Raw genomic sequence first — 20045 nt, forward strand, 5'->3', positions numbered from 1 at the left:
ATGTCCTCCCTGCCTGTCGGTTAGGTGTTGCGGCCGCCGTTGACGCCCAGAATCTGCCCGGTGATGTATCCGGCTTCCTCGGAGATCAAGAAGGCGCATGCGGCGGCGATGTCTTCTGGCCTGCCGATCCGGCGCACCGGTGTCTGTTGGATCTGCTGCTCGGTGTCACCGAGGAATCCACGCTCCTCGGCTTTCCGCAGCATCGGGGTGTCGATGAAGCCGGGTGGTACGGCGTTGACCGTGATGCCGTTGGGCCCGTATTCGAGCGCAAGGCTCTTGGTCAGCCCGTTGACCGCAGATTTGGCCGCGACGTACGGCGACATGAAGGGCTGGCCCGAATGTGTGCTGGAGGACGAGATGTTGACGATGCGGCCCCAGCCGGCCTCGATCATGTCCGGCAGTACTGCCTGGACGCAGTGGTAGACGCCGTTGAGGTTGACGTCGATCACGCGTTGCCATTTCTCGAACGAGATGTCGGTGAAGCGTTTGAAGCAGTCCAGTCCGGCCGCGTTGACCAGTACCGAGATCGGGCCCAATTGCGCACGGACCGCGTTGAGCGCGGTATCGACCGCGGCGCGATCGGTGACGTCGGCGACATGGGCGAACTCGTCGTCTGACGGCTGCAGATCCAATGTCGCCACATGAAGGCCGTCGGCGCGCAGGCGCGCTGCGATGGCCGCGCCGATCCCCGATCCCCCTCCGGTCACGACGGCGTTCTTCACGACAAACCTCCGGGCGCCGGGGGGAACCCGGGTCTCTCAAGCATCAAGAATCATCCTTCCGATTATGAGAACCGTACTCTCGGAGTCGTAGGTCTCGCAAGATCCAAGCCCGTCCCGCATGGCAGCTGGATATGGGCGGGAAGGGCTGCGAATAGGGCATGACTAGCCGGTCTAGCTTTCGCTTGTGTTCTCGTGTGGCGAATGTATGATTCGCCGGTGATGAGAATGAAGTTTCCATCACACTCGCTGATCGGTTGAGGAGGATGATGCACGAAACGCCGACGATCGCGGACGTACGCCAGGCTGACCGGAGGCTGTTGATCGGCGGTGAGCTGCGGGATACGCCGCGGACGTTCCCCTCGATCAACCCGGCAACCGGAGACGTCCTCGGTTACGCGCCGGACGCGACCGTCGCCGACGCCGAGGCCGCGGTCGCCGCGGCACGCGACGCCTTCGACAACACGGACTGGTCGACCAACACCGAACTGCGCATCCGCTGTCTCGAGCAGTTCCATCAGGCGCTGATCGACCATCGCGACGAACTGGCCGCACTGACCATCGCCGAAGTGGGCGCCACGGCCGCGCTGTGCGCGGGCGCGCAACTCGATCAGCCGGTCGACATCGTGCGTTACTACGCGGAACTGCTCAAGACTTATCCGATGACCGAGGATCTCGGGAACATCGAGAGCCGCGGCATGCAGCACCACCGCTGGGTAGAGAAGGAAGCCGGCGGCGTGGTGGCGGCGATCATCGCCTACAACTATCCGAACCAACTCGCGCTGGCCAAGCTCGCACCGGCACTGGCCGCGGGGTGCACGGTGGTACTCAAGAGTGCCCCCGACACCCCGCTGATCACGCTGGCACTCGGCGAGCTGATCGCCAACCACACCGACATGCCTGCCGGCGTGGTCAACGTCCTGTCCGGTGCGGACCCAGAGGTCGGCGCGGTGTTGACCACGAGTCCCGACGTCGACATGGTCACCTTCACCGGCTCTACGCCGACGGGCCGCCGGATCATGGCCGCCGCCAGCGAGACACTCAAGAAGGTGTTCCTGGAGTTGGGCGGCAAGTCGGCCGCGATCGTGCTCGACGACGCCGACTTCAGCACCGCGGCACTGTTTTCCGCGTTCAGTATGGTCACGCACGCCGGCCAGGGCTGCGCGCTGACCTCGCGACTGCTGGTGCCGGCCAAGCACAAGGACGAGATCGTCGAGCTGATCAAGAACAACTTCGGCCTGGTGCGCTATGGAAACCCGGCCGATCCCAAGACCTACATGGGTCCGCTCATCAGTGAGAAACAGCGAGACAAGGTCGACGGAATGGTCAAGCGCGCGGTCGAGGCAGGCGCGACGCTCGTGACCGGAGGCGAGAAGGTCGAACCCGGTTTCTTCTATACGCCAACGCTTCTCGCGGACGTGGATCCCGACAGCGAGATCGCGCAGGAGGAAGTGTTCGGGCCGGTCCTTGTGGTAATCGCCTACGAGGATGACGACGACGCGGTCCGGATCGCCAACAATTCGATCTACGGCCTGTCGGGTGCGGTGTTCGGCAGTGAGGACCGCGCACTCGCGGTGGCCCGCCGGATCCGGACCGGAACGTTCTCCATCAACGGCGGTAACTACTTCAGCCCGGACAGCCCGTTCGGCGGCTATAAACAGTCCGGCATCGGGCGGGAGATGGGCAAGGCCGGTCTCGAAGAGTTCCTGGAGACGAAGACGTTCGCGCGGGTGGTGTCGTGACGGCGCCGCTGGAAGGTATCCGCGTCCTCGAGGTCGCGATGTACGGCTTCGTGCCGTCGGCCGGCGCGGTCCTCGGGGAGTGGGGCGCCGACGTCATCAAGGTCGAGCATGCCGTCACCGGTGACCCGCAGCGCGGGCTGCGCCAGACGGGTCCGCTGCGGGTGGAGGGCGATCCCAACCCCAACATCGAACACGCCAACCGCGGCAAACGCAGTATCGGCCTGGACATGTCGGTGCCGGAGGGCAAAGAGGTCCTGCTCGAGCTGGCCCGCCGCGCCGACGTCTTTCTGACAAGCTTCCTGCCCGGGCACCGGCAGAAGTTCGGCATCGACGTCGATGACATCCGTGCGGTCAACCCGAACATCATCTACGCACGCGGGAGCGCGCTTGGCCCCCGCGGCGAGGAATCGGTCAAGGGCGGCTACGACATGACCGCCTTCTGGTGCCGGGCCGGCACCGCGGCAACCATCACCCCGGCCGGGATGGAGGGGATGATCGCGCCACCGGGCCCGGCGTACGGCGACACCATCTCGGGCACCAACCTCGCCGGCGGCATCGCCGCCGCACTGCTCAGGCGGGAACGGACCGGGGAGCCTTCGGTTGTCGACGTGTCGCTGCTGGGCAGTGGCCTGTGGTCGATGGGCCACACCGTCGCTCTCACCCAGCATCTGAACCAGCTGATGGTCACACCGCCCCCCGGGGTGCACGGCTCACCGATCAATCCGCTCGTGGGTCTCTACGGGACGGCCGATGACCGCTACATCTCGTTCGTGATGATGCAGCCGACCAAGTTCTGGGCCGACGTGTGCAAGCACATGGACCTCGAGTCCTACATCGATGATCCGCGGTTCGCGACGGCGGAATCGTTCGCCGAGAACACGCCCGCGGCTGTCGAGATCCTCACCGAGGCGATGAAGAAGCGGACTTTGCCAGAATGGAGCGAGCGATTCGCAACCCTGGCCGGCCCGTGGGCTCCGGTACAGGACACGCTGCAGGCCGCGCAGGACGCGCAGATCCGGGCCAACGAATATCTCGTCCGCGCGGGTGAGCTCGAGCTGGTGGCCAACCCCGTGCAGTTCGACGTCAGCGCTCCGCGCACGGGGCCTGCGCCGGGATTCGCCGAGCAGACCGACGACATCCTGGTCGAACTCGGACTGGATTGGGACCGCATCATCGAGCTCAAAACGGCCGGCGCCGTCACTTAGTACAGGGTTCGCCATGCCGTACATCACGTCCATCGGGACCTACCTGCCGTGCTGGGGAACCCAGTACCGGCGGACACCCGGCGACGACGAAGACGCCATCACCCTGGCCGTCGAGGCGGGCCGGGCGGCGTTGAGTTCCGGCGGAGCCGTCGAGCGAGTTGCGCTGGTCAGCCGCGATCTTCCGCTGCTGGAGAGCAGCAATGCGGCGGTGCTGCTCGCCGGTCTCGGCCTCGATCCCGAGCTTGAGGTCGACGAACGCCTTGGCGGCGCGCCTGCCACTCTTGACGCGGTGAGCTCGGCGCGGCCGCGCACACTGATCATCGGTGTCGACCTCGACCCAGCCGGAGCGGCCGCGATCCTCACCGCGGAGGACGGACTGCGGGTGCGGACCGCGGCGCGGGTCGCGCGCAGCCTGCCGGTGCGCACCCGCAACGCGGGTGGGGTGGTGCACGACTACGGCGACCCGCGGTTGCTGCACGAACGCGGCCTGTTGACCTCCCTGGCGGCGGCATGGCTGGACACGCCGGTGCAACTGGCTGGGGTGGACCACGACAAGGCCGTGGAGTTGTGTCAGGGCACTCCGCGTCAATTACCAACTACCGGAGCAAGTTCTGGCTTATTTGCCCTCGCGTCACTGGCCGAGTCGGATACCATCGGCCCCTTGGTTGCGGTCGAGCAGGCAAGCCTGTCAGGTGTCACCGTCGCAGGCGGCAAGGCGCAGGTGGTTCGAAACGAGCGGGAGGTGCGCCAGATGCCCGAGGGCACGCTTACTCCCGGTGCGGACCTGCAGATCTCGCTAGCCGCCTACGAGCGTGCGTTCGAGGCCAAAGTTCGTTGGGAGGCAGGGCAATACGCCGACTGTCCTGGTGATCTCGATTTCCCGCCCCGCTTCCGCGTTCGGGCGGACTGCACGCTGAACACCGAGTACGAGCTCGTTCCGCTGCCTCGGACGGGTACGGTCTACACCGAGGTGACCGTCCAGATCCCGGTTCCCGGCCTGCGCACGCCGTACTCGCTCGTGATCGTCGAGCTCGACGGCGTCGGAATCAGAGCGCTCGTGAAAGTCACTGGGGCCCAGCCTGGTTCGGTAGATATCGGCGATCGCGGCCGGATGGTGTTGCGGCGCATCGCAGTCCGCTCCGGCGTGCCGGATTACGGCTATGCCTTCGAACCGGAGATGGCGGCATGAGACGCGTCGCCGTCGTCGGCGCCGGGATGACGCCGTTCGCCGAACATTTCGCACTCGGTATCAAAGACCTGCTGCCCGTGGCGTTCGCCGAATGCGCCGCCAGCATCGACAAGGGCATCGAAAGGGACGACATCGACGCGGCGTGGTTCGGCGCGATGGGAACGACGGACGGGTTTCCGTCCGGTGTCCTCGCCGACACGCTCGGGCTGACCGACATCCCCGTCACTCACATCGAGAATTCGTGTGCCACCGGCAATGATGCGGTGCGCAACGCCTTGTACGGGATCGCGTCGGGTGCGGTGGACGTCGCGCTGGTGATGGGGGCCGACAAGCTGCGCGAGGTGGCGACCAACAGCATGCTGTGGGGCTGGGAGGCCCAGACCCGCGACATGGCATGGGATTACCCACTGGGACTGGTTGCCCCGGCCGGCTTCGCCATGCACGTCCGGCGCTACCTTCACGAGTCCCCGGCCACCCGTGAACATCTCGCCATGATCGCGGTCAAGAACCATCGGAACGCGGTCGACAATCCGAAGGCGCGGTTGCGCTTCGAGATCACCGTAGAACAGGCGCTCGCCGCGCCGATCGTGGTCAATCCGTTCGGGGTGTATGACTGCGCGCCACAGAGTGACGGTGCGGCCGCCCTGGTACTGGTTGCCGAGGACGTCGTCGACCGGTTCACCGACCGCCCGGTGTGGGTGCGCGGCGTCGGGCTCGGTCTCGATTCGGTGATGTACCCGCACAAGCCCGACATGACGACGTTTCCGGCGACTGTGCGTGCGGCGAAGCGGGCGTTCGGGATGGCCGGTCTCACGCCAGGCGATATCGACGTCGCCGAGGTGCACGACTACTTCACCGGCATCGAGCTGATCAGCTATGAAGATCTCGGATTCGCCGAGCGCTTCGAGGCGTACAAGCTCGTCGAGGCGGAGGTCACGAGCATCGGTGGAGCGCTACCGGTGAATACCAGCGGCGGCCTCAAGGCCAAAGGCCATCCGCCGGGTGCGACGGGAGTCGCGCAGTGTGTCGAACTGTTCGAGCAGCTGCGCGGGGAGGCGGTCAACCAGGTCGACGGCGCGCGAATCGGCCTGGCGCACAACATCGGCGGACCGACAGCGGTGTCGGCGGTCACCATCCTGGAAGGACCACACGCCAATGGCAGATAGATGGTCGACGGGCGTACCACTGGTACGCAACCTGTCCGGGCCGATGCAGGCCGTCGGGGCACTGTTCGCGATGTCGCTCGACGCGATCCGGTTCGCCTTCCAGCGGCCGTTCCAAGGTCGTGAGTTCCTGGACCAGTGCTGGTTCGTCGCACGGGTTTCCATGGCGCCGACGTTGTTGGTCGCGATTCCGTTCACGGTGCTCGTGTCGTTCACCTTGAACATCCTCCTGCGCGAGCTCGGCGCAGCCGACTTGTCAGGCGCGGGCGCGGCATTCGGCGCCGTCACACAGCTGGGGCCGATGGTGACCGTGCTGATCGTCGCGGGGGCAGGCGCGACCGCCATGTGCGCGGACCTGGGCTCGCGCACCATCCGCGAGGAGATCGACGCCATGGAGGTGCTCGGCATCAACCCGGTGCAGCGGCTGGTGACTCCGCGGATCCTCGCGTCCGGCTTGGTGGCGTTGTTGCTCAACAGCTTGGTGGTCATCATCGGCATCCTGGGCGGCTACGTGTTCTCGGTGTTCATCCAGGATGTGAACCCGGGTGCGTTCGCGGCGGGTATCACGCTGCTGACCGGTGTGCCCGAGGTGATCATCTCCTGCATCAAGGCCGCGTTGTTCGGGCTGATCGCGGGTCTGGTCGCGTGCTACCGAGGCTTGACGATCGTCGGCGGCGGTGCGAAAGCGGTCGGCAATGCGGTCAACGAGACGGTGGTGTACGCGTTCATGGCGTTGTTCGTCATCAACGTGGTGGTCACGGCCATCGGCATCCGGATGACGGCGAGCTAGCGCATGGGAACAACGACGATTCTGCGGAGCACGTATCCGCGCCTGGCCCGGCAGTTCAACAAGCCGGTGGCGACCATGAGCCGGGTCGGTGACCACACCCTGTTCTATGTCAAGGCGCTTGCCGGCACGCCGCACGCCGCGATCCACTACCGCAAGGAGCTCGTGCGGTTGATCGCCGAGATCTCCATGGGTGCGGGCACATTGGCGATGATCGGCGGCACCGTCGTGATCGTGGGGTTCTTGACGCTCGCGACCGGCGGCGTCCTGGCCATCCAGGGTTACTCGTCGCTCGGCAACATCGGCATCGAGGCACTGACCGGATTCCTCGCGGCATTCATCAACGTCCGGATCGCAGCCCCCGTGGTGGCCGGCATCGGCCTGGCCGCGACGTTCGGTGCGGGCGTGACCGCGCAGCTCGGTGCGATGCGGATCAACGAGGAGATCGATGCGCTCGAATCGATGGCGATCCGGCCGGTCGAGTATCTCGTGAGTACGCGCATCGTGGCCGGGATGATCGCGATCACCCCGCTGTATGCGATCGCGGTGATCCTGTCGTTCCTCGCATCTCAGTTCACGACAGTCGTGTTGCTCGGCCAATCCGGTGGCCTCTACGACCACTACTTCAACACCTTCCTGAACCCGATCGACCTGCTGTGGTCGTTCCTGCAGGCGGTGCTGATGGCTCTCACAATCCTTCTGATACACACCTATTTCGGGTACTTCGCCTCGGGCGGACCCTCCGGTGTGGGGGTGGCCGTGGGTAACGCGGTGCGCACGTCGCTGATCGTCGTGGTGTCGGTGACGCTTCTGGTGTCACTGTCGGTCTACGGATCCAACGGAAACTTCAACCTGAGCGGCTAGCGGGCAGGGAGAACACAGTGACACGAAACATCGGCCCGGGCCCGGCCCACCGGTCCGAAACCACAAGTGCGGCAGCGCCGGTCGCGGCGCGGCCCGGCCGCAGTTTCGGAGCGAGCGGTTATGCCCGTCCGCTGGCGGGTCTGGGGACCGTGGTCGTCGTCGGCCTGATCATCGCTCTGGCAGTTGTCCTGTTTCGGGGCGACTTCACCAAAACCGTTCCGTTGACAGTGATTTCCGATCGTGCCGGCCTGGTGATGAACCCCGACGCCAAGGTCAAGATGCGTGGTGTCCAGGTGGGCACCGTGCAGACGATCGAACAACGACCGGACGGCACCGCCGCCCTGCACCTGGCCATGAACCCGGACCAGATGCGGCTGATCCCCGAAGACGTGAAGGTGGACATCGCGTCGTCGACAGTGTTCGGCGCCAAGTTCGTTCAACTGGAGGTGCCGGAGAACCCGTCGACCACGCCGATCCAGGCTGGACAGGTGCTCCGTGGTGAGCACGTCACCGTCGAGATCAACACGGTGTTCCAACAACTCACCCGCGTGCTGGACAAGATCGACCCGACGAAGCTGAACGAGACCCTGGGTGCGATGTCGGCGGCAGTCGGCGGCCGCGGCGACAAGATGGGCCAGACGCTTTCCGACTTCGAGGCGGTGCTGGCCAAGCTGGAGCCGAGCCTGCCGAACCTGTCGCGCGACATCGAAGCGATGGCACCGGTGGCCAACGCCTACGGCGACGCCGCTCCCGACCTGCTGCGCACGGTCGACAACACAAATCGGATCAGCCAGAGCATCGTTGAGGAGCAGCAGAACCTCGATGCATTTCTGGTGAGCATGATCGGCTTGGCCGACATCGGCAACGAGGTCGTCGGCGGCAACCGAGCCGCACTGACCAACGTGCTGCATCTGCTGGCACCGACCACCGATCTGCTCAACGAGTATGCGCCCGGCCTCAATTGCGCGCTCGAAGGCATGATAGTGGCGAAAAATGCACCGCCGCAGATGGACCCGGGCGTGGTGGTCAACGTCGCGTTCACACTGGGCGTCGAACGGTACCGGTATCCGCGGAACCTGCCCAAGGTGGCGGCGAAGGGCGGGCCGCACTGCATGGGCCTGCCGGACATCGGATTCGGAAAGCCCGCGAAGTACCTCGTCACCGACACCAACGCCAACCCGTGGCAGTACGGCAACCAGGGCATCCTGCTGAACTCCGACGGCCTGAAGCAGATGCTGTTCGGGCCGCTGGACGGACCACCCCGCAACACCGCACAGATCGGACAGCCGGGATGAGGCGCGTGAGTAGCACATTCCTGAAATTCGGCGCATTCGCCACGGTGATGGCCGTGCTCACCGCGTTCCTGTTCATGACGTTCTCCGAGTACCGCGGCGGCTCCTACGCGAGCTATTCGGCGGTGTTCGGCGACGCGTCGCGCCTGGAAGCCGGCGACTCGGTCCGGGTCGCCGGCGTTCGGGTGGGAACTGTGACACACGTTGGGCTGCAGGACGACAAGAGCGTCCTGGTCACGTTCGACGCCGAACGCAACGTCGCGCTGACGACCGGGACGAAGGCGGCAGTGCGCTACCTGAACCTGGTCGGCGATCGGTATCTCGAACTGATTGACACGCCGGATTCCACGCGGCTGCTGCCGGCGGGCTCGCAGATCCCGAAGGACCGCACCCAGAGCGCGCTCGACCTCGACCTGCTGCTGGGTGGTCTGCGACCGGTGATCCAGGGGCTCAACCCACAGGATGTGAATGCCCTGACGTCCTCCCTGATCCGGATCTTCCAGGGACAAGGCGACACCCTGGATTCGCTGATGAGCAAGACGTCGTCGTTCTCGAACACGTTGGCCGACAACAACCAGGTTGTCGAGCAGCTGATCGACAATCTCAACACCGTGATCGACACGCTGGCCAGTGATGGCGACAAGTTCTCCGGAACCATCGATCGCCTGGAGCAATTGATCAGTGGGCTGTCGCAGGACCGTGACCAGCTGGGCACGGCCGTCACGTCCCTGGACAACGGCACCGCGTCGATCGCGAACCTGCTCACCGAAGCTCGCCCGCCGCTGGCCGCCACGGTCGATCAGCTCAACGTCATGGCGACGCATCTCGACGACCACAAGGCCGTACTGGACGCGGGCCTGCAGCGGGGACCAGGGAACTACCGCAAGCTCGCCCGGCTCGGGTCCTACGGCAGCTGGATCATGTACTACATCTGCGGCATCACGTTCCGGGTCACCGATCTGCAAGGCCGAACCGCGGTCTTCCCGATGCTCAAACAAGAAGGCGGGAGGTGTGCGGAGCCCTGATGCTGAAATACCGTGATTCCAAACTCATCAAGGCCGGCTTCATCGGCACCGTGCTGATCGCACTCATCATCGCCGTCGGGCTGCAACCCGAACGGCTGATGCAGTGGGCGACCTCGATACGTCATCAGGCACTGTTCACCGAGGCCGGCGGCATCGCCGTCGGCAACGACGTGACCCTCTCGGGCATCAAGATCGGCTCGGTCACCGACGTGTCACTGGAAAACGGTGATGCCCTGGTCACCTTCACGACCGAGGGCAAGTATCCGCTCGGTTCGCTGACCACTGCGCACATCCGCACCGGCTCACTGCTGGGCGAACGGGTGCTGACGCTCGAATCCGACGGCAGCGGCACGTTGCGGTCGACCGATGTCATCCCGACATCCCGCACGTCGTCTCCGTATTCGCTGACCGATGCGGTCGGCGATCTGACCACCAACACGGCAGGTACCGATACGGCGTCGCTGAACCAGTCTTTGGACACGTTGTCGGGTACGATCGACCAACTCGCGCCGAAACTCGGGCCGACGTTCGACGGCCTGAGCCGGATGTCGAGATCACTGAACAACCGCAACGAGAGCCTGGCAAGCCTGCTCAAGAGTGCCGCCGACATCACCGGCGTGCTGTCGGAGCGCAGCCAGCAGGTGAACACGTTGCTGCTCAATGCGAATGACTTGCTCGGTGTCCTCAACGACCGCCGGGAGGCCATCGTCGACCTGATGGCCAACACTGCTGCGGTGTCCGAACAGCTCAGTGGTCTGGTCGCCGACAACGAAGCCGAACTGGCACCCACGCTGGAGCGGCTCAATCGGGTGACCGAGGTCTTGGAGCGCAACCGCGACAACATCAACAAGATGCTGCCCGACATGAACAAGTTCATGTTGTCCCAGGGCGAGACGCTGGCCAACGGTCCGTACTACAACGCGTTCGTGCCGAATCTGCAGCCTGCGCAGCTGCTGCAGCCGTTTTTCGATTATGCGTTCGGATTCCGGCGCGGCGTCAACGCCGGCCAACCGCCGGACAATGCCGGCCCGCGCGCCGAGTTCCCGTTGCCGTACAACGGTATTCCCGGAGGGTCCCGCTGATGAGCCGCAAGAGTCTGATCACGGGACTGGCAGTGGCGTTGGCCGTGTTGCTGGTCGCGGGCGCCGCGGTGCTGGTGCGTCAGGTGGCGTTCGCGCCGAAGACCATCTCCGCGCTGTTCACGTCCGCCACCGGTATCTACCCGGGCGACGATGTCCGGGTGTCCGGTGTGAAGGTCGGCACCATCGAATCGATCACACCGGAGGGCACCCAGACCCGGTTGACCCTCAAGGTCGATCCCGACGTGGAGATCCCGGCAGATGCCAAGGCCGTGATCGTGGCACAAAACCTCGTTGCCGCACGGTATGTGCAGCTGACACCGGCCTACCGGTCGAGCGGTCAGACCATGCCCGACGACGCGGTGATCGGTTTGGACCGCACCGCGGTGCCGGTGGAGTGGGACGAGGTCAAGGAACAGCTGATGCGGCTGTCCACCGAACTCGGACCGCAGAGCGGCGTCGACGGCACGTCGATGTCGCGTTTCATCGACAGTGCCGCCAATGCACTCGACGGCAACGGCGAGAAGCTGCGCGAGACCATCACCCAGCTCTCCGGCGTGGCCCGGATATTGGCCGAGGGCAGCGGCAACATCGTCGACATCATCAAGAACCTGCAGGTGTTCGTCACGGCCCTGCGGGACAGCAACGTTCAGGTGGTGTCGTTCCAGAACCGGTTGGCGACACTCACCAGCGTGGTCGACGGCAGCCGGGACGACCTGGACGCGGCGCTGAAGAACCTGTCGGTCGCAGTGGGCGAGGTGCAGCGGTTCATCGCAGGAAGCCGCAACCAGACCTCCGAGCAGATTCAGCGTTTGGCCAACGTCACGTCGAACCTGGTCGAAGAGAAGCAGCGGCTTGCGGTCGAGAACTTGCTGCACATCGCGCCCAACGCGTTCCTCAACGGCTACAACATCTACAACCCGGACACCGGAAGCGCTGTGGGACAGTTCGTGTTCCACAACATGACCAACCCGCTGCAGTTCATCTGCGGCGCAATCGGTGCCATCGAGAACACGACCGCCCCGGAGACCGCGAAACTGTGTGCGCAGCAACTGGGCCCGGCATTGCGGTTGCTGAACTTCAACAACGTGCCGTTCCCGATCATGCCGTACCTGTCGCCCTCGGCGAATCCGGAGAACATCGTGTACTCCGAGCCGAAGCTGGCACCCGGTGGCGGGGGCGGAGATCCCGGCCCGCCGGAGACGCCGCCGGCGATCTCGGCCTACAACCCGGGCCCGCCACCGCCGCCGCCGTTTACCGGAAGGCCGCCGGGAACGCCTCCGCCCGGCGCGCAGCAGCTGCTTCCGGGAGGTCAGTTCTCGCCGCCGAACATGCCGGTGTCGGTGCCGGACATGCTCAACCCTGCCGGCCCGGCACCTGGGCCCGCGCCTGGCCCGCTGCCGGCCGAGGCTCCGGTCGAGGGCGGTGCGCCATTGCCTGCTGAAGCGCCCGCACCCGCAGAAGGGACACCGCCGGCATGATCAGTGCGAAGAAGCTGCGGCTCACCATCGCGGCAGGGTCATGCGTCGTACTGACCGCGAGTGGGTGTGCCTTCCAGGGTGTCAACTCGCTGCCGCTGCCCGGGGCAGTGGGGCGTGGCCCGGAAGCCAGTGTCTACCGCGTCGAGATTGCGAATGTGGCTACGCTGGAACCGAACTCACCGGTGATGATGAACGACGTCGTGGTGGGCAGTGTGCGCAGCATGGCGGTCGAGGACTGGCACGCCAACGTCGAGTTCTCGGTGCAGCCCGGTGTGGTGGTGCCGGCGAACGTGGTCGCCAGCATCGGCCAGACCAGCCTGCTGGGTTCCATGCACCTGGCTCTCAACGCTCCGATGGGTCAGCAACCGGAGGGTAAACTCCCACCCGGAGCGACGATTCCGCTGAACAACGCGTCGACGTACCCGACGACGGAGCAGACGCTGGCCTCGCTGGCGACCGTGGTCAACGGCGGCGGACTGGGCCAAATCGGCGACGTCATCCACAACTTCAGCGGCGCACTCAACGGCCGGGAAGATGATGTCCGCAATCTGCTCACCCGGCTGGACACCTTTGTCGGCACCCTGGATAGGCAGCGTGACAACATCGTTGCGTCAATCCATGCGCTCAACAAGTTGGCCTCGACCTTCGCCGGGCAACGCGACACGATCACCCGCGCTCTGGAAAAGATCCCGCCGGCGTTGGACGTGTTGATTCAGGAGCGGCCGAGATTCACCACCGCGCTGCAGAAACTCGGCACCTTCAGCGACACCGCCAACCAGTTCGTCAATGATTCCCAGGCCGACCTGGTGCGCAATCTGCGCAACTTGGAACCGGCGATCAAGGCCCTCGCCGATGTCGGGCCGGAACTCGCCGGTGTCCTGGAGTATGCGGGGCACTTCCCGTTCACCCAGAGCTTCATGGACCGCGCGATCCGTGGCGACTACTACAACCTGTACGCGGTGGTGGACTTCACCATCCCGCGGCTCAAGCGCAGCCTCATGCTCGGCACACGGTGGGAACAGGAAGGCGCGCAGTTGGTCCCGGCCCCCGGAGACCCGCCGTACCTCAACTACACGTACGACCCGCTCAAGACGGGTGCCACGCCGCCGCCGGACGCCATTCCGCCGGTTCCTGAAGCGGCTCCGGCTGATCAGGCGGCACTACCTGCCCCGCAGGCGCCACCACCGCCGCCGGTGTACGCCGGGCCGATCCTCCCGGCGACACCACCGGTGCCCATGACACTGCCCGGTGTCCCGGCACCAGCAGAAGTACCGCCGCCGCCACCGGATGCTCCGGCACCGATTTTCGCGGGACCCTATGCGGCCCAGGCAGGTTTGGCACCGGTACCCGCTCCCGCACCGCCGGTCGAACCTGTCCCACCGGCTCCGACTACGACAGAGGGTGGCGGATAATGCTGACGCGTTTTGTCCGGACTCAGCTGATCCTGTTCACGCTCGCCTCGGTCGTGGGTGTGGCGGTCATGCTGTTCGCCTATATGCAGGTGCCGACGCTGCTCGGAATCGGCCGCATCACCGTGAAGGTGGAGCTGCCGGCCAGCGGCGGTCTGTACCAGTTCAGCAACGTGACCTACCGGGGTTCCCAGATCGGCAAGGTCACGTCGGTGGATCTGACGGAGAAGGGCGCCGTCGCGACGCTGTCGCTGGACCGCTCGCCGAAGGTACCCGCCGATCTTGACGCTGAGGTCCGCAGCATGTCGGCAGTGGGCGAGCAGTACGTGGAACTCTTGCCGCGCACCAACTCCGGGCCGTATCTGGAGAACGGCTCGGTGATCGCCATGTCGAACACCAGTATTCCGCAGCAGGTGGGTCCGATGCTGGATCAGTTGAGCGCGCTGGTGGACACCATCCCGAAGGACAAGCTGAGCCAGTTGCTGGACGAGACGTACAACGCCTTCAACGGCACCGGCTACGACTTCGGCTCACTGCTCGACTCGGCGGAGACGATCACCCGGGATGCCAATGCCATCTCGGATCAGACACGTCAGTTGATCGACGACGCGGGGCCATTTCTCGACGCACAGGCCCAGACCACCGATGCGATCCGGACCTGGGCCGCCAGTCTTGCCGGCATCACCGATCAGGTCGCTAATAACGATCCCCAGGTTCGGACACTCCTGAAGAGCGGCCCTGGTTTTGCGCAGGAGACGTCAAAGCTGCTCGATCAGGTGAAGCCGACCCTGCCGGTGCTGCTGGCGAATTTGACGACCGTCGGGCAGATTACGCTGACATACAACCCGTCGATCGAGCAGTTGCTGGTGCTCCTGCCGCCGTATGTGGCGCAAATTCAGACCTACTTGCACACCAAGAACCCGTCGGGCCTGCCGAACGGTGAATTCTCACTCGGGTTGGGCGATCCCAACTCCTGCACGGTCGGATTCTTGCCGCCATCGGCGTGGCGGTCACCTGCCGACCTGTCCGACATCGACACTCCCGACAACATCTACTGCAAGCTGCCGCAAGACTCGCCGATCGCCGTGCGCGGCGCCCGCAACTATCCGTGCATGGCGCATCCGGGCAAGCGGGCTCCCACGGTCGAGTTGTGCAACGACCCGAACGGATTCCAGCCCCTGGCCCAGCGGCAGCATTCGCTCGGACCGTATCCGATCGACCCGAACTTGATCTCGCAGGGCATCCCGCCGGACTCACGGGTCCTGACGGATTCCAACACGTTCGGACCGATCGAGGGCACACCGTTGCCGCCGGGGGTGACGGCACCACCGCCGCAGATACCGCCCCCACCGCAGGGTCCACCGGATTTCACGGGAACGGGACCGGGGCCGCTGTTGCCGGGCCAGCCGATCTTCGTCAACCCACCGGTGCCGGGGCAGCCCCCCGCGCCGACCCCGGATCCAGCCAACCATCCGTTGAATCCTGCGGACCTGCCGCTGATTCCGGCGCCCCACGCCGGAGGCCCGGCCGTGCCTCCGGGCGACCCGGCAGCGCCCGGCGTCGCGCCGAGCGCGTTTGAGGGCGACCAATCTGCGGGTCCGTCGTTGGCCACGGCCAAGTACAACCCGCGTACGGGGGAGTACATGAGCCCGGATGGCACGCTGCACCGCCAGACAAACCTCACTACGGCGCCGAAGTCCTGGCAGGACCTCATGCCGACGTAGGACCCGATGAAAAAGAACCGGCCACGGGCGCTTGCCTGTGGCCGGTTCTTCTTGTCGCAGAACGCGTTAGGTCTTCTTCATGTAGAACGGCATCCGGATGGCCGGCCATTGGTTGCGGCCGCATGATCCGCTCGGACCGGTGGTCTTATCTTCGCCGGTGTACTCGGTGGATGAGGGGTCGACGTGGGCGTCTGCACCGACCGGGTAGATCTTGTAGATCTGCAGGCCCTCGATCGGGGTGCCGTCGGCGCAGAACCGCCACTGTGGCACAACACGCTTGACGTAGTAGAGACCGTTCGTCGTGTAGATCGGCGCGGACCAGCCCGCATCGCTGTTGACCGTGCCTACGCAGTCCGTGGGAGAGGTGCACTGGGTGCTGATGGTCCAGGTGCTCCGGGTCGAGGGTTGGGGCTCGTAGCGTTCGTTGATCTTCGCCCATTGGCCGTTGGAAGAGGTGGCGAAGGTACCGTTGATACCCCATTCCTCGGCCGCGCTGGCGGGCGCGGCGGCACCGAGGCCGACCGCCGCCGCGGAGGCCAGAATCACCGCGCTCGCAGTCATTTTGGTGGCCGTCATGAGCAGCTCCCTCTGACGTGGTTGTTCCTCGAACTGGAGAATAACAGGCCGGTTACAGTATTCTTCTCTGAAACCGAGAATTCGATTTCCAGCTGTGTAAAGGTGGACGCGTGCGTGTGACGGTACTGGCGGCCGCCTCGGCGATTGTCGCCGCAATGTTGACTGCCCCGCAGGCGAATGCGGGACCTCAGACGTGTAACGATGCGTTCTGTGTTCCGGGGATCCGGCCCAACATCGTGCTGGGGGCGCCTTGCGACAACACGAGCTATTTCGTCTTCGGTACCGCGGTCGCGGGACCGTCCATCCAGCCCGGCCGGCTGCTGTTCTGTAGCTCGCCGCGCCGGTACGCGCCGCGCTGGTTCCGATCGCCGGAGTTGGCCGGAATCCGTGACGAGAACACCCGGTGCACAAGCGAATTGAACATGGTGGCGCAGGCACCGGACGGCTTGTTCCTGATGTGTATGCCGATGAACGGCGAGGCCTTGTGGAAGCGGGGGGATGCCTGAGCCTGGGGTTCAGGTCCAGTTGCGAATCGAGCAGAGCGCGCCTTTTTCGCCGCTGTCGGTCTTGACTATTACGCCGTCGACTGCGAGTTCGCAGTTGAACCCGGGCGGCGGCATGTTGGGAGCCTCGCCGCTCTGCACCATGACCATTGCCCACAGGTCCGGCTTGGCGAGCATCGCGTCGAACACCCATGGCTGGCCCGGCCCGATGTCGGCTTCGGCCTTGGGGCTGAACATGTATGGGTTGTGGCTGTAGTCCGACCACGTTGGCGGGTCGGTGTCGCGGTAGTAGATGTGGGCCCAGAACGGGGCGTCGGCCGTGACCGTGTACCGGACGTGGTGTAAGGGTGGTTCGGCGTATGCTGTTGCAGCCGTGGCGATTACGGCGGTCACCATCGTGATCCCGGCAGTCGTCGCCAGTGCCGTTCGGTGCGTCGCGCGCATCGTCACATCCTCACGAGCGTGATCGGATAGGTGAGGGAGCCGCCGGGTGCGCCGTCGCAGCCGGCGGCGAACGAGGACACCATCTGTCCGGTGAGTGTGTTGGCGTCCCAGGTATACACGTCGTGAGTCGGGATCGTGGGCCCGTAATAGATGTCGCCACACCGCAGACCGAAGGGGTCGTCGACCGTCATGGTGTACCTTCCGTCGACCAACTGTGCTTTGCTGTCCATGTAGGCGGCTTTGGCGATCGGCTGCGGGATCAGCAGTGTGTCCGTGCAGTCGGTTCGCTTGGAGTTGTCTGGATTCCGGCACGGGGCGATCGCCGACAGGATCCAGGTGTGGAAGTCCCTGCGGTCCGGTATTAGCAGGTTGTAGTTGCCCAGATACATGGCTGACGCGGGCGGCGCGAAGAGGAGTGCGGCCGACACGAGCATGGCGCTCAACACGGTGCTCATCAGGCTGGACTTCACGGGGCTCCTCCCACGGTTTCGGCCTGCTCGGCTGACTATAGAGCGGGGTCACACCTCAGCGTGCCGAAACCGGAATCTCGCCCTCATCGCATGAGAGCATCATTCTCACTTAAGGAGAATATCAGTATGGGTGAAGGCGAGATTCGGGATTGGTGACCTGCTAGCGCACCGGGTCGAACGTGATGTGCAGGTCGGTGAGGCCGCGGAGGATGAAGGTCGGCTCGTACGTGTAGCGACGGTCGTCGGCCGGGCCGTGGTACTCCTCGTCGATCGAGATGTCGGCCATGCGGTCGAGGATGCGTTCGATCGAAACCCGGCCCTCGACCCGGGCCAGCGGTCCGCCCGGGCAGCTGTGTACGCCGCGGCCGAAGGCGATGTGCTCCCGAACGTTCTTGCGATCCAGGCTGAATGTGTGCGGGTCTTCAAAGCGGACCGGGTCACGGTTGACCGCGCCGGGGCACACCATCAACGTCGTCCCGGCAGGCACGTCGATCCCACCGAGTTGGGTGTGCTTCTTGGCCAGCCGGAACTGGCTTTTGACCGGGGCATCCATCCGTAAGGCCTCCTCGACGAATGTCGGGATGCGGCTGCGGTCCTGCCGCAGTGCCTCCTGGACGTCGGGGCGGTCGCCGAGCACCCGCAGCGACGCCGACAGCAGCTTGGTCGTGGTCTCCTGGCCGGCCGCGAAGAGGAATGTCGCGGACCGAACGACCTCGATGACGGGCGGTACGGAACCGTCCGGGTAGTTCGCCGTGGCGAGTGCGGTGAGCACGTCGTCGCGGGGTGTCTTCCGACGGTCTTCGAGGTAACCGATGAACTTCTCGTCGAGCCATTCCAGCGGGTTGCTCGACACGAGGTCGCCGTCGAGGGACCCGACCTGCGCACCGGGCCGGGGCGCGCCCAGCACCGTGCGGAACTCCTCGTGGTCTTCCTCCGGGACGCCCAGCATGTCGGCGATCACCAGCAGCGAGAAGGGCTTTGCGTAGGCGCTGAGGAATTCACACTTGCCGTCGGCGATGAAGTCGTCGAGACACTGGTCGGCCAGTCGCCACATGAAGTCCTCGTTCTCCTTCAACCGCCGCGGTGTGAGCAGCCGGTTGAGCAGGGAGCGGGCGTTGGTGTGGTCGGGCGGATCCATCGTCACCATGTGTTCGAACATCGGCATCTGCGGGCGATGCTCGGCGATCTGCTCGGTGATGTCGTCGCCCTCGGGGGTGAAAGGCAGCGGCGGGAACGGGCCGGCCACCGCGATGCATGACGAGAACGTGTCGGTGTCCTTGAGTACGTGGGTGGCTTCTTCGAAGCTGGTGATCGCGAGGACGCCGTAGTTGGGCTCGCGCACCACAGGGCATTTGCTGCGCAGATGGTCGAAGTACGGATGCGGATCGGGCACCAATGACGGGTCGGTGAAGTAATCGATCGAGTCGTAATCGGGCGTCGCGGCCTCGGTCATGATGCACTGCCTCCGAATTCAATATGCGCTGCGGCGTTTTCGCGACGGGCTGCACCGCGCGAATGGAAAAACACGAAAAGTGCTGAGCACCTGCTTAGCATGGCGCTAGAGTCGTGGTCAAGATCACTCGGCGCGCCGAAGTTACGATCTGGCTGAGGCATCGTTCGAGTTGCGAGGAGAGGGGCCGGGGTATGGCATCGGCGCGAAGGATCGGGGCGCCGGACGCGAAGAACCGCATCGTCCTGCTCGACGCCGCCGAGAAGTTGATGATCGAAGAGGGCTATGCCGCGGTGACGTCGCGCCGCGTTGCCGAGCATGCCGGTCTCAAGCCCCAGCTGGTGCACTACTACTTCCGGACGATGGACGACCTGTTCCTCGCGGTGTTCCGCAGGCGTGCCGAGGAGGGCCTCGTCGAACAGGCGCGTGCACTGGATTCGGCGCAACCGCTGTGGGCGTTGTGGCGGTTCGGCACCGACCCCGGCGCCACGCGCCTGACGATGGAGATCATGGGTCTGGCCAACCATCGCAAGGCGCTGCGCACCGAGATCGCGCACTACGCCGAGAAATTCCGCGAGGAGCAGACCAAGGCGATGACGGCTGCGCTTCGGCGGTACGGCGTCGACTCCTCCGACGGTCCGCCTATCGTGTGGACGATCTTCGCGACGAGCGTCTCGCGCGTGATGGTCATGGAGCAGGCCCTGGGCATGTCCGCCGGTCATGCCGAGGTGCTGGAGTTCTGCGAAAGCTGGCTGCGCCGCCTGGAGGGCGAGCCGCAGCCGATCGAAGTGTCTGCCTGAGGCGCGCACCGCTACGCCGGATGGCGTGGATCTCGCGGACCCGTACGGAAACCGCATTCTCGAATTCTAGAACGTCGATTACGTAAGCGGTACCCGGATTTGCGACGGCCGTTGACGCGGCGT

At 65.1% G+C, this 20045-nt stretch carries 19 protein-coding genes; 14 read left to right on the forward strand and 5 right to left on the reverse strand.

Annotated features, from left to right (window positions below; translation table 11 throughout):
* Positions 1 to 20: 20 nt before the first annotated feature.
* A complete protein-coding gene (locus ACRCUN_RS24825) occupies positions 21 to 722 on the reverse strand; it encodes an SDR family NAD(P)-dependent oxidoreductase (protein WP_085143731.1) in 702 nt (233 codons plus the stop codon).
* A 266-nt stretch (positions 723 to 988) separates the two neighbouring features.
* On the opposite strand from ACRCUN_RS24825, the gene ACRCUN_RS24830 reads away from it, so the two are divergent.
* The 12 genes from ACRCUN_RS24830 to ACRCUN_RS24885 are packed head-to-tail and all read left to right on the forward strand — an operon-like array spanning position 989 to position 15679.
* The gene (locus ACRCUN_RS24830) at positions 989 to 2461 is read left to right on the forward strand and encodes an aldehyde dehydrogenase family protein (RefSeq protein ID WP_462144280.1); all 1473 of its coding nucleotides are present in this window, start codon (positions 989 to 991) and stop codon (positions 2459 to 2461) included.
* Entirely contained in the window at positions 2458 to 3666 is a 1209-nt protein-coding gene (locus ACRCUN_RS24835; RefSeq protein WP_462144281.1) for a CaiB/BaiF CoA transferase family protein, read from the forward strand. The genes ACRCUN_RS24830 and ACRCUN_RS24835 overlap by 4 nt, the downstream gene beginning before the upstream one ends.
* Before the next feature lie 13 nt (positions 3667 to 3679).
* The gene (locus ACRCUN_RS24840; protein WP_462144282.1) at positions 3680 to 4855 is read left to right on the forward strand and encodes a Zn-ribbon domain-containing OB-fold protein; all 1176 of its coding nucleotides are present in this window, start codon (positions 3680 to 3682) and stop codon (positions 4853 to 4855) included.
* Positions 4852 to 6021: a thiolase C-terminal domain-containing protein gene (locus tag ACRCUN_RS24845; protein ID WP_462144283.1), complete on the forward strand. Its 1170-nt coding sequence runs from the start codon at positions 4852 to 4854 to the stop codon at positions 6019 to 6021. The genes ACRCUN_RS24840 and ACRCUN_RS24845 overlap by 4 nt, the downstream gene beginning before the upstream one ends.
* Positions 6011 to 6808: an MlaE family ABC transporter permease gene (locus ACRCUN_RS24850; protein ID WP_462144284.1), complete on the forward strand. Its 798-nt coding sequence runs from the start codon at positions 6011 to 6013 to the stop codon at positions 6806 to 6808. The genes ACRCUN_RS24845 and ACRCUN_RS24850 overlap by 11 nt, the downstream gene beginning before the upstream one ends.
* Before the next feature lie 3 nt (positions 6809 to 6811).
* Positions 6812 to 7669 (forward strand): MlaE family ABC transporter permease, encoded by an 858-nt coding sequence (locus tag ACRCUN_RS24855; RefSeq protein WP_462144285.1) that lies wholly within the window; start codon positions 6812 to 6814, stop codon positions 7667 to 7669.
* A gap of 17 nt (positions 7670 to 7686) precedes the next feature.
* Positions 7687 to 8964, forward strand: a complete 1278-nt coding sequence (locus ACRCUN_RS24860; RefSeq protein ID WP_462144286.1) for an MCE family protein — start codon at positions 7687 to 7689, stop codon at positions 8962 to 8964.
* Complete coding sequence (locus ACRCUN_RS24865; RefSeq protein ID WP_462144287.1) at positions 8961 to 9986, forward strand: MCE family protein; 1026 nt, start codon at positions 8961 to 8963, stop codon at positions 9984 to 9986. The genes ACRCUN_RS24860 and ACRCUN_RS24865 overlap by 4 nt, the downstream gene beginning before the upstream one ends.
* Positions 9986 to 11068 carry an MCE family protein gene (locus ACRCUN_RS24870; protein WP_462144288.1) on the forward strand — a complete coding sequence of 361 codons (1083 nt, stop codon included), beginning with the start codon at positions 9986 to 9988 and terminating at the stop codon, positions 11066 to 11068. The genes ACRCUN_RS24865 and ACRCUN_RS24870 overlap by 1 nt, the downstream gene beginning before the upstream one ends.
* Positions 11068 to 12546 carry an MCE family protein gene (locus ACRCUN_RS24875; protein WP_462144289.1) on the forward strand — a complete coding sequence of 493 codons (1479 nt, stop codon included), beginning with the start codon at positions 11068 to 11070 and terminating at the stop codon, positions 12544 to 12546. The genes ACRCUN_RS24870 and ACRCUN_RS24875 overlap by 1 nt, the downstream gene beginning before the upstream one ends.
* The gene (locus ACRCUN_RS24880) at positions 12543 to 13958 is read left to right on the forward strand and encodes an MCE family protein (protein ID WP_462144290.1); all 1416 of its coding nucleotides are present in this window, start codon (positions 12543 to 12545) and stop codon (positions 13956 to 13958) included. The genes ACRCUN_RS24875 and ACRCUN_RS24880 overlap by 4 nt, the downstream gene beginning before the upstream one ends.
* A complete protein-coding gene (locus ACRCUN_RS24885; RefSeq protein WP_462144291.1) occupies positions 13958 to 15679 on the forward strand; it encodes an MCE family protein in 1722 nt (573 codons plus the stop codon). The genes ACRCUN_RS24880 and ACRCUN_RS24885 overlap by 1 nt, the downstream gene beginning before the upstream one ends.
* A gap of 66 nt (positions 15680 to 15745) precedes the next feature.
* Here ACRCUN_RS24885 and ACRCUN_RS24890 read toward each other — a convergent pair whose 3' ends face one another.
* Complete coding sequence (locus tag ACRCUN_RS24890) at positions 15746 to 16255, reverse strand: Rv2253/PknI dimerization domain-containing protein (RefSeq protein ID WP_462144292.1); 510 nt, start codon at positions 16253 to 16255, stop codon at positions 15746 to 15748.
* Between the two features lie 110 nt (positions 16256 to 16365).
* Here ACRCUN_RS24890 and ACRCUN_RS24895 point away from each other — a divergent pair, with 110 nt between their 5' ends.
* The gene (locus tag ACRCUN_RS24895; protein WP_462144293.1) at positions 16366 to 16761 is read left to right on the forward strand and encodes a hypothetical protein; all 396 of its coding nucleotides are present in this window, start codon (positions 16366 to 16368) and stop codon (positions 16759 to 16761) included.
* 9 nt (positions 16762 to 16770) lie between these two features.
* Here ACRCUN_RS24895 and ACRCUN_RS24900 read toward each other — a convergent pair whose 3' ends face one another.
* From ACRCUN_RS24900 to ACRCUN_RS24910, 3 genes are all read right to left on the reverse strand, one after another.
* On the reverse strand, positions 16771 to 17202 hold the full coding sequence (locus tag ACRCUN_RS24900) for an Rv2576c family protein (RefSeq protein ID WP_462144294.1): 432 nt from the start codon (positions 17200 to 17202) through the stop codon (positions 16771 to 16773).
* A gap of 2 nt (positions 17203 to 17204) precedes the next feature.
* Positions 17205 to 17657: a hypothetical protein gene (locus ACRCUN_RS24905; RefSeq protein WP_462144370.1), complete on the reverse strand. Its 453-nt coding sequence runs from the start codon at positions 17655 to 17657 to the stop codon at positions 17205 to 17207.
* Positions 17658 to 17832: 175 nt separating this feature from the next.
* Complete coding sequence (locus ACRCUN_RS24910; RefSeq protein ID WP_462144295.1) at positions 17833 to 19125, reverse strand: cytochrome P450; 1293 nt, start codon at positions 19123 to 19125, stop codon at positions 17833 to 17835.
* A 191-nt stretch (positions 19126 to 19316) separates the two neighbouring features.
* Here ACRCUN_RS24910 and ACRCUN_RS24915 point away from each other — a divergent pair, with 191 nt between their 5' ends.
* Positions 19317 to 19922, forward strand: coding sequence for a TetR/AcrR family transcriptional regulator (locus ACRCUN_RS24915; RefSeq protein ID WP_462144296.1), 606 nt, complete (start codon positions 19317 to 19319; stop codon positions 19920 to 19922).
* The last annotated feature ends 123 nt before the right edge of the window (positions 19923 to 20045 follow it).

The sequence above is a fragment of the Mycobacterium venezuelense genome, assembly GCF_054919535.1.

Coding starts and splice junctions, on each gene's coding strand:
- ACRCUN_RS24830 (WP_462144280.1), top strand. CDS start 989: ATGCACGAAACGCCGACGATCGCGGACGTACGCCAGGCTGACCGGAGG.
- ACRCUN_RS24840 (WP_462144282.1), top strand. CDS start 3,680: ATGCCGTACATCACGTCCATCGGGACCTACCTGCCGTGCTGGGGAACC.
- ACRCUN_RS24845 (WP_462144283.1), top strand. CDS start 4,852: ATGAGACGCGTCGCCGTCGTCGGCGCCGGGATGACGCCGTTCGCCGAA.
- ACRCUN_RS24850 (WP_462144284.1), top strand. CDS start 6,011: ATGGCAGATAGATGGTCGACGGGCGTACCACTGGTACGCAACCTGTCC.
- ACRCUN_RS24855 (WP_462144285.1), top strand. CDS start 6,812: ATGGGAACAACGACGATTCTGCGGAGCACGTATCCGCGCCTGGCCCGG.
- ACRCUN_RS24865 (WP_462144287.1), top strand. CDS start 8,961: ATGAGGCGCGTGAGTAGCACATTCCTGAAATTCGGCGCATTCGCCACG.
- ACRCUN_RS24870 (WP_462144288.1), top strand. CDS start 9,986: ATGCTGAAATACCGTGATTCCAAACTCATCAAGGCCGGCTTCATCGGC.
- ACRCUN_RS24875 (WP_462144289.1), top strand. CDS start 11,068: ATGAGCCGCAAGAGTCTGATCACGGGACTGGCAGTGGCGTTGGCCGTG.
- ACRCUN_RS24880 (WP_462144290.1), top strand. CDS start 12,543: ATGATCAGTGCGAAGAAGCTGCGGCTCACCATCGCGGCAGGGTCATGC.
- ACRCUN_RS24885 (WP_462144291.1), top strand. CDS start 13,958: ATGCTGACGCGTTTTGTCCGGACTCAGCTGATCCTGTTCACGCTCGCC.
- ACRCUN_RS24890 (WP_462144292.1), bottom strand. CDS start 16,255: ATGACGGCCACCAAAATGACTGCGAGCGCGGTGATTCTGGCCTCCGCG.
- ACRCUN_RS24900 (WP_462144294.1), bottom strand. CDS start 17,202: ATGCGCGCGACGCACCGAACGGCACTGGCGACGACTGCCGGGATCACG.
- ACRCUN_RS24905 (WP_462144370.1), bottom strand. CDS start 17,657: ATGAGCACCGTGTTGAGCGCCATGCTCGTGTCGGCCGCACTCCTCTTC.
- ACRCUN_RS24910 (WP_462144295.1), bottom strand. CDS start 19,125: ATGACCGAGGCCGCGACGCCCGATTACGACTCGATCGATTACTTCACC.
- ACRCUN_RS24915 (WP_462144296.1), top strand. CDS start 19,317: ATGGCATCGGCGCGAAGGATCGGGGCGCCGGACGCGAAGAACCGCATC.